Origin of the sequence: Polaromonas sp. (assembly GCF_030682935.1) — a bacterium.
Classification (GTDB): domain Bacteria; phylum Pseudomonadota; class Gammaproteobacteria; order Burkholderiales; family Burkholderiaceae_C; genus Polaromonas.
The window spans coordinates 1-8,602 of record NZ_JAUXNA010000370.1 but is presented as its reverse complement, the minus strand read 5'-3'; the positions used below and the strand labels follow the sequence as shown (position 1 = coordinate 8,602).

At 63.8% G+C, this 8,602-nt stretch carries 9 protein-coding genes; 1 reads left to right on the top strand and 8 read right to left on the bottom strand.

Annotated elements, in window-relative coordinates; all coding sequences use genetic code 11:
- Nucleotides 1–107: 107 nt before the first annotated feature.
- The 8 genes from Q8K05_RS17045 to Q8K05_RS17010 form a co-directional block, all read right to left on the bottom strand.
- Entirely contained in the window at nucleotides 108–1,112 is a 1,005-nt protein-coding gene (locus Q8K05_RS17045) for an aldo/keto reductase (RefSeq protein WP_305247803.1), read from the bottom strand.
- Between the two features lie 15 nt (nucleotides 1,113–1,127).
- Nucleotides 1,128–2,090 carry a Gfo/Idh/MocA family oxidoreductase gene (locus Q8K05_RS17040; RefSeq protein WP_305247802.1) on the bottom strand — a complete coding sequence of 321 codons (963 nt, stop codon included), beginning with the start codon at nucleotides 2,088–2,090 and terminating at the stop codon, nucleotides 1,128–1,130.
- Complete coding sequence (locus tag Q8K05_RS17035) at nucleotides 2,091–2,945, bottom strand: class III extradiol dioxygenase subunit beta (protein WP_305247801.1); 855 nt, start codon at nucleotides 2,943–2,945, stop codon at nucleotides 2,091–2,093.
- A 2-nt stretch (nucleotides 2,946–2,947) separates the two neighbouring features.
- The gene (gene ligA / locus Q8K05_RS17030; RefSeq protein ID WP_305247800.1) at nucleotides 2,948–3,391 is read right to left on the bottom strand and encodes a protocatechuate 4,5-dioxygenase subunit alpha; all 444 of its coding nucleotides are present in this window, start codon (nucleotides 3,389–3,391) and stop codon (nucleotides 2,948–2,950) included.
- 68 nt (nucleotides 3,392–3,459) lie between these two features.
- Complete coding sequence (locus Q8K05_RS17025) at nucleotides 3,460–4,374, bottom strand: amidohydrolase family protein (RefSeq protein ID WP_305247799.1); 915 nt, start codon at nucleotides 4,372–4,374, stop codon at nucleotides 3,460–3,462.
- Nucleotides 4,375–4,392: 18 nt separating this feature from the next.
- Entirely contained in the window at nucleotides 4,393–5,082 is a 690-nt protein-coding gene (ligK, locus tag Q8K05_RS17020; protein ID WP_305247798.1) for a 4-carboxy-4-hydroxy-2-oxoadipate aldolase/oxaloacetate decarboxylase, read from the bottom strand.
- Nucleotides 5,083–5,084: 2 nt separating this feature from the next.
- On the bottom strand, nucleotides 5,085–6,113 hold the full coding sequence (locus Q8K05_RS17015; protein ID WP_305247804.1) for an amidohydrolase family protein: 1,029 nt from the start codon (nucleotides 6,111–6,113) through the stop codon (nucleotides 5,085–5,087).
- Nucleotides 6,114–6,151: 38 nt separating this feature from the next.
- Nucleotides 6,152–7,282, bottom strand: a complete 1,131-nt coding sequence (locus tag Q8K05_RS17010; RefSeq protein ID WP_305247797.1) for a 4-oxalomesaconate tautomerase — start codon at nucleotides 7,280–7,282, stop codon at nucleotides 6,152–6,154.
- A 137-nt stretch (nucleotides 7,283–7,419) separates the two neighbouring features.
- Between Q8K05_RS17010 and Q8K05_RS17005 the strand changes: the two genes are divergently transcribed.
- A complete protein-coding gene (locus tag Q8K05_RS17005; protein ID WP_305247796.1) occupies nucleotides 7,420–8,331 on the top strand; it encodes a LysR substrate-binding domain-containing protein in 912 nt (303 codons plus the stop codon).
- Nucleotides 8,332–8,602 lie beyond the last annotated feature (271 nt).

The following is an 8,602-nucleotide window of genomic DNA, read 5'->3' as shown; positions in this document are numbered from 1 at the left end:
CAGCTCGCCATTGCCGTGCGCACCGCTGGCTGCACGCCCCGCGCGAAGCCGTGGTAACGCCAGCCCTGGCCGGGGCCACCCCGTCCGCCTGGCGCAGCCGCTCCCGGCTAAAACACCTCGGTATCCACCTCCCGGTTGCCCTGCTCGCTGTAGCGGCTGCCCGCCACGGTCTTTTCGTTGATCAGGGCCTCCAGCCGGACCATCACTTCGGCGCTGAGCTTCACATCCACGGCGCCCAGGTCTTCCAGCAGGTGCGGCACGCTGGTGGTGCCCGGGATGGGGATGATGTGCTCGCCCTTGTGCAGCAGCCAGGCCAGCGCCAGCTGGGCGGGCGTGCAGCCGGCTTCCTGCGCGATGGCGTTGTAGCCATCCAGCAGCTTGAGGTTGGCGGCATAGTTGTCGGGCGCGAAACGCGGCATGCTGCGGCGAATGTCCTTGGCGTCCAGCGTGCTGACGTCCTGCAGCGCCCCGCACAGGAAGCCGCGCGCCACCGGGCTGAAGGCGACAAAGGCCACGCCGAGTTCGCGGCAGGCATCGAGCACGGCAATCTCGGGGTTGCGCGTCCACAGAGAATACTCGGTCTGCAGCGCCGTGACGGGATGCACGGCGTGGGCCTTGCGCAGCGTGGTGGCCGACACTTCGCTCAGGCCGATGCTGCGGATCTTGCCGGCAGCCACCAGGTCGGCTAACGCGCCCACACTGTCTTCGATCGGCACCTGCTTGTCCCAGCGGAGCAGGTAATAGAGGTCGATCACGTCGGTCTGCAGGCGCTTCAGGGCCGCTTCACAGGTGGCGCGAAGGGTCTCGGGCCGGCCGTCGATCACGCGCACCAGCTTGCCGTCGCCCGCCAGGTCCACGCCCTGCATGCCGCATTTGCTGGCCAGGGTGAACCGGCTGCGGTGTTGGGCCAGCACCTTGCCGACCAGCGTTTCGTTGGCGCCAAAGCCGTAGAGTGCCGCTGTGTCGAACATGGTCACGCCGGCATCGAGCGCGGCCAGCAGCACCCGCTCAGCCTGTTCGGCGGACACGGGCGCGCCGTAGGCGTGGCTGAGGTTCATGCAGCCGAGGCTGATGGCGGAGACGCTGAAGGGGCCTAATTGTCTTTGTTGCATTGGCTTGTTGCCGCGTCAGGCGTTGGCGTTGAGTTGCTGCTCCAGCTGGTGCAGCACCTGGTAGCAGGCCAGCACCTTGCCGACGCTGGCATTGGGCTCGCGGCCTTCCCGGATGGCGGCGAAGAATTCACGGTCTTGCAGCTCGATGCCGTTCATGGACACGGCCACCTGGCTGACGTCGATTTGTTCTTCCTTGCCGGTGAACAGATCGTCGTAGCGGGCCAGGTAGGTGGCCGTGTCGCCGATGTAGCGGAAGTAGGTTCCCAGCGGGCCGTCGTTGTTGAAGCTCAGGCTCAGCGTGCAGATGGCGCCGTTGGCCGCTTTGAGCTGGATCGACATGTCCATCGCAATGCCCAGCACCGGGTGAATCGGCCCCTGCATGGCATTGGCCTGCACGATGGGGCTGTTGCACTGGTAGGCAAACAGGTCCACCGTGTGGGCGGCATGGTGCCACAGCAGGTGGTCGGTCCAGCTGCGCGCCTGGCCCAGCGCGTTGGTGTTGGTGCGGCGAAAAAAGTAGGTCTGCACATCCATCTGCAGGATGTTGAATTTCCCGGCCGTGATTTGCTGGTGGACGTACTGGTGGCTGGGGTTGAAGCGGCGGGTGTGGCCGCACATCGCCACCAGGCCGGTCTGCTTTTGCAGTGCCACGACTTCTTCAGCGCCCTTGAGAGTGTCAGCCAGCGGAATTTCCACCTGCACATGCTTGCCGGCCCTCAGGCAGGCCAGCGTTTGTTCGGCGTGCATTTGCGTCGGCGTGCACAAAATAACGGCGTCCACTTCGGGCCGGGCCAAGGCGTCGGCCAGTTCGGTAGAAACATGCTTGATGCCGTACTGGGCGGCAATTTCCCGGGTTTTTTCCAGGTCGCGGCTGATCAGCGAGACCACTTCCACGCCGGCTATGTTCCTGATGCCGTCCAGGTGCTTGATGCCGAAGGCACCGGCGCCCGCCAGTGCGACTTTGATGGTTTTGCTCATTTAGGTATTCTCCAGAATCAGGTGGCCGACGGCCGTGTTGGATGCGGGCACATGGTAGAAACGGTGCACCAGCTTGGGCGCGTTGCCGCCGGCCACGTCGGCCATGGCGCCACGGGCGATCAGCCACATGACCAGCTCGATGCCTTCGGAGCCGGCTTCGCGCACGTAGTCGATGTGCGGCACATTGGCCTGGCCTTCGGGGTCGGCAATCAGGCGGTCGAGAAAGGCGTTGTCAAACTCGCGGTTGATCAGCCCCGCGCGCGGACCCTGCAACTGGTGGCTCATGCCGCCGGTGCCCCAGATCTGCACATTGAGCGGCTTGTCAAACGACTCGATCGCCTTAGCGATAGCCTTGCCCAGGTTGAAGCAGCGCTTGCCCGAGGGCACCGGGTACTGCACCACATTGACGGCAAACGGAATCACCGGGCAGGGCCAGGCCTCGGGCTGGCCGCACATCAGTGACAGCGGCACGGTCAGGCCGTGGTCCACGTCCATCTTGTTGACGATGGTCAGGTCGAAATCGTCCTGAATCACCGACTGCGCAATGTGCGCGGCCAGCTCCGGGTGGCCTAGAACCAAGGGCACCGGGCGCGGACCCCAGCCTTCGTCGGCGGGCTCAAACTCGGCCGCCGTGCCGATGGCAAAGGTCGGAATCATGTCCAGGCTGAAGGCCGTGGCGTGGTCGTTGTAGACCAGGAAAATGACGTCGGGCTGGTTGTCCTTCATCCACTGCCTGGAATACTCGTAGCCCTTGAACACGGGCTGCCAGTAGGGCTCGTTGCTTTTTCCCAGGTCAAGCGCGGCGCCGATGGCCGGGACGTGGGAGGTGTAAACGCTGGCGGTGATTTTGGCCATGTTCAGGCGCTCGCTTTCTTGCTGGATTTGCCCTGGGGCTGGTGCTGGGCTTGCGCATCGCCGTCTTCGCCGACCACGCGGTTGCCTTCGGCGGAACGCCCGCCAGCGATCATCATGTCGCGGTATTCTTCTTCGGTCATGCCGGTCATGCTGCCGGCCATCTGCTGGAAGCTCTTGCCATCGGTGGCGCCGATCTTGGCCAGAAAGTAGATGTTGCCGCCCAGCGAAATGCAGCGGTTCAGGTCGCGCGCGATCACGGCCTGTTTCTGGTCCTCGGTCATGGCCCACTCATCGAGGTAAGCCCGCTCGTCGGCCTTGAAGCGCTCGCGGTTGGCGGCCTTCATCAGCGACATGCAGAACTGGTTCAGGTGGTAGCCCTTGCGGCTTTGTTCGGCATCAAAAATGGTGGTGCCGGGAACATCGAGGTACGGTTTATTCAAAGACATGAATTTCCTTTAGTCAGTTGAGGACAGAGCAAAATTGCTGCGCAATTCTTGGTCTATCCCGCAAAGTTTCAGACATCCTCGGGCCAATAGAGGCGCATCGGATTGTCCACCAGCAGTTTTTGCTGCAGCTCGGGCGTGGTGGCGATGTGCGGGATGAAGTCGACCAGCAGGCCGTCGTCGGGCATGTGGTCTTTCAGGTTGGGGTGCGGCCAGTCGGTGCCCCAGAGCACGCGGCCCGGGAACTCTTCCACGATGCGTTTGGCAAACGGAATCACGTCCTGGTAGGCATTTTGTTCGCCATTCAAAGCCTTCGGTCCGGTCACCGACAGGCGTTCGGGGCAGCTGACCTTGCTCCAGACGTTGGGGTGTTCGCGCATGAATTTGACGAACAGCTCGAACTCCGGGCCATCGACCGGCTGGCTCACATCGGGGCGCCCCATGTGATCGACCACCACGTCGGTCGGCAGCGTGGTGAAAAAGTCCCACAGCTCGGGCAGGTCCACCGCCTCGAAGTAAATGACGACATGCCAGCCCAGCGGCTTGATGCGCTTGGCAATCTCGATCAGCTCTTCCTTGGGCGTGAAATCAACCAGGCGCTTGACGAAATTGAAGCGCACGCCGCGCACGCCGGCCGCATGCATGGCCTGCAGCGCTTCATCGCTCACCGTGCGCTTGACGGTGGCCACGCCGCGCGCCTTGCCGCCTGAATTGACCAGCGCATCGACCATGGCGCGGTTGTCGGCGCCGTGGCAGGTGGCTTGCACCACCACGTTGCGGGCAAAGCCCAGGTGGTCGCGCAGCGCATAAAGCTGGGCCTTGGACGCATCGCAGGGCGTGTACTTGCGCTCGGGCGCATAGGGGAACTCGGCGCCGGGGCCAAACACATGGCAATGCGCGTCCACCGCGCCTGCGGGCAGCTGGAATTTCGGCTTGGACGGACCGGCATACCAGTCGAGCCAGCCGGGGGTTTTGGTGAATTCCATGGGAAGGTCTTTCGCGGTTCAGTCGATGTACTTGAGGCCGGCTTTTTCGAGCGGCTCGCGCATCTTGTACATGTCCAGGCCCAGCACGCCGGCGGCGAACTTGGCGCGCTTTTCGCCTTCAAAGCTTTCGCGTGCCTCGGCCGCGTCAGCCACTTGTTGGGCGATGGCGGCGGGCACCACCACGATGCCGTCCGTATCGGCAATCACCACGTCGCCCGGATTGACCAAGGCCCCGGCGCACACCACCGGAATATTGACCGAACCCAGCGTGGCCTTGATCGTGCCCTTGGCATGGATGGCGCGGCTGAACACCGGAAAACCCATCTTCTCCAGCTCGTCCACGTCGCGCACACCGGCGTCGATGATCAGGCCCATGGCGCCGCGCGCCTGGAACGAGGTCGCCAGCAGGTCGCCAAAAAACCCATCGAAATTGTCGGTGGTGCAGGCGGCCACGGCCACGTCGCCGGGCTGCAGCTGCTCGGCGGCCACATGCATCATCCAGTTGTCGCCGGGCTGCAGCAAGATCGTTACCGCCGTGCCGCACATCTTGGCGCCTTTGTAGATGGGGCGCATGTAGGGCTTCATCAGGCCGACGCGGCCCATGGCCTCGTGAACCGTGGCCACGCCAAAGCGCGAGAGTTTTTCAACGGCGGCCTTGTCGGCGCGCACGATGTTGCGTTTCACAACGCCCAGTTGGTTCAGGCTCATGATCATTTTCCTTTCAGTTTGAGCGCCGCATCCAGGCGCGGGAACACGCGGCGGGCATTGCCTTCGTATATCTGGAAGCGGTCGTCGTCGCTCAGGATTTTTGACGCTTCGATGTAGCGCTTGGTGTCGTCAAAATAATGGCCGGTTTCGGGGTCGATGCCGCGCACCGCGCCAATCATCTCGGAGCCAAACAGCACGTTCTTGACCGGGATCACGGTGTTGAGCAGATCAATGCCGGGCTGGTGGTAAACGCAGGTGTCAAAGAAAATGTTGTTGAGCAGGTGCTCAGATAGCAAGGGCTTTTTGAGCTCTTGCGCCAGCCCACGGAAGCGGCCCCAGTGGTAGGGCACGGCGCCGCCGCCGTGCGGAATCAGGAACTTCAGCGTCGGGAAGTCCTTGAACAGGTCGCTGGTCAGGCACTGCATGAAGGCGGTGGTGTCGGCGTTCAGGTAATGCGCGCCGGTGGTGTGAAAGCAGGCGTTGCAGCTGGTGGACACATGGATCATGGCCGGAATGTCATGCTCGACCATCTTTTCATAGACCGGATACCAGTGCCGGTCGCTCAGGGGCGGGCTGGTCCAGTGGCCGCCCGACGGATCGGGGTTCAGGTTGATGCCGACATTGCCGTATTCCCTGACGCATTTTTCGAGCTCTGGAATGCTGCTGGCCGGGTCCACGCCGGGGGACTGGGGCAGCATGGCGGCGGGAATGAAGTTGTCGGGAAACAGCTGACTCACGCGAAAGCAGAGCTCGTTGCAGATGGCGGCCCAGGTCGCGCTGACATTGAAGTCGCCGATGTGGTGCGCCATGAAGCTGGCGCGCGGGCTGAAGATGGTGAGGTCGGAGCCGCGCTCTTTCATCAGGCGCAGCTGGTTGTTCTCGATCGACTCGCGCAACTCGTCGTCGCTGATTTTCAGGTCGGACACCTTGGGCATCATCGCAGGGTCTTTAATCCCGGCAATCTGCTGGTTGCGCCAGTTTTCCAGCGCCTTGGGGGCCGTGGTGTAGTGGCCGTGGCAGTCGATGATCATGGCTTGCTTCATGGGGTTCTCCTGTTTGTTGTCTCTGATTAATGGCCTGGCCACACCGAGCGCGGCACCATCACCTCGCCGCGCATCAACAGGCGGGCGGTGCGCAGCAGCGCGGCTTTGGTGACGCTTTGCGGGTTGGCCGGGTCGGTTTCCAGCGCCACGCTGAACTCGCCCGTGGGGTGTTCAACCGACACATGCTGGGTGGCGCCGGGCTGCATCACGGCCACGCCGTCGCAGACCGAGCCGTCGAGCACGCAGGCCGTGCCCACCGTGACCGCCGCGAGCACGCCGATGGCATCGTGACAGACATGCGGGATGAAGCTGCGGGTCGTGATGCTGCCGCCATCGCGTGGCGCGGCAATCAGCGTCATCTTGGGGTAGTTCTTCTTGCTCACGTCGCCCAGTCCCATCTTGAGCGACACCTGCAGCCGCAGCGCCTCGATGCGCAGCTTCAGTTCGGTATCGGCGTTCAGCTCGGCCACGCTCTCGTAGCCGGTGCGGCCCAGGTCGCTGGCCTTGAAGAGCACCAGCGGCATGCCGTTGTCGATGCAGGTCACGTCCAGCGTGAACGGCTCAAACCCCTCGCCGGTCACGGTGATGCTGTCCTTGACCTGGCCGGTGGGCAGCAGGCCGGAACAGACCGAGCCGGCGGTGTCCAGGAAGTTGATGGTGATGGGCGCCGAGCTGCCGGGCGCGCCGTCGATGCGGGCGTCGCCCTCGTACTCGACCTCGCCGCCTGGCGTTTGCACCGTCACGTCGCACTGCATGTCGGTGTTGAGCGTGAGCACGCGGAAGGTGCTGCAGCCATCGGGACCTGTACCCTGCGCCCGCACCAGGCCGGTTTCCAGCGCAAACGGCACCACGGCGGCCAGCATGTTGCCGCAGTTCGGCGTGGTGTCCACCGTGTCCTTGTCGGGCTGCAGCTGGGCAAACAAAAAGTCGAGGTCCACGCCTGGCGTGGTGCTTTTGCGCACAATGCCGACCTTGCTGGTCAGCGGATGCGCGCCGCCCAAGCCGTCGATCTGGCGCTTGTCGGGCGAGCCCAGGGCTGCCAGCAGCACCTTGTCGCGGGTGGGAATGTCGGCCGGCAAATCGGCCTCGTTGAAAAACGGCCCCTTGGAGGTGCCGCCGCGCATCAACAGGCAGGGAATGGCCGTCTGGGAAGTCATGGGTTTGTCGTCCTCGAAGTTCTGATAATAGGGTGGATTATCTGGATTTATCAAGCCCGGCAACAGGGCAGCGCGCGACTATCAGCTAGAACAAAACTCTATATCTCCGGCTTTGATATGCCGATAAACTGCATGCCGTGGACCTCAAACAACTTGAATATTTTGTGCGCGTGGCCGAGCTCGGCAGCTTCACGCGCGCCTCCATCGCGCTCGATGTGGCCCAGCCCGCGCTGAGCCGGCAAGTGCGGCTGCTCGAAGTCGAGCTGCGCCAAAGCCTGCTGGTACGCAACGGCCGCGGCGCCACGCCCACCGAGGCCGGCAAGCTGCTGCTGGCGCACGGGCGCGGCATCTTGCACCAGGTGGAGCGTGCGCGCGAAGAGCTGGGCCGCGTGCGCGGCTCGCTGGCCGGGCGCGTGGCGATTGGCCTGCCGCCCACGCTGGCACGGGTGCTGACGGTGCCGCTGACGCGCGCCTTCCGCCTGCAGCTGCCCGACGCCCGGCTGTCCATCAGCGAAGGGCTGTCTGCGGTGATGCAGGAATGGCTGCTGAACGGCCGGCTGGACATTGCGGTGCTGTACAACGCGCAGCCCGCCGCCGGCATCGAGATGACGCCCCTGCTCGACGAAGACCTGCTGCTGGTGCAGGCGCGCCCGCCCGGCCTGCCCGAGGACCCGCCGCCGCCGCCGATTGCGCTCAGGGACGTGGCCAAACTGCCGCTGGTGATCCCCAGCCGGCCCAACGCCATCCGCATGCATGTGGAAGCCGAAATGGCGGGCATAGGCTGCCGGCCCACGATAGCGCTGGAGATTGACGGGGTGTCCGCCATTCTTGACCTGGTGGCCGATGGCGCAGGCTGCGCCCTGCTGTCGCGCAACGCCGTCGCCAGCTCCATCAAACCGTCGGCGTTTACCGTGCGCATGATTTCCGAGCCGCCGCTGCGCACGCGCCTGTCGCTGGTCACCAGTTCGCTGCGGCCCGCCACGCTGACCCAGCAGGCCACGCTGGCGCTGATTTTGCGCACCGCCAGGACACTTCTCGACAAGCCCTGAACTACTATTAAAAACATAGCAACTGATGCCCGCAGAATAAGTGCCAAGCCGATTTTCTGTTCTATTTTTGGCGGTTTTCCGGTGCGGAGTCAGACTGCGGCCAGAGCGTGTTATTTGGTTGGTCATGGGTTGGCTTTGCGGGCTTGGGCTGGCCGGGAGTCGCCCGGCATGCGACTCACTTTCTTTGCTTCGCCAAAGAAAGTAAGCAAAGAAAGGCGACCCGCAGTCTGGGTCCCTACGCTGCGCTTCGGGCAACCTGCGCTGCACCAGA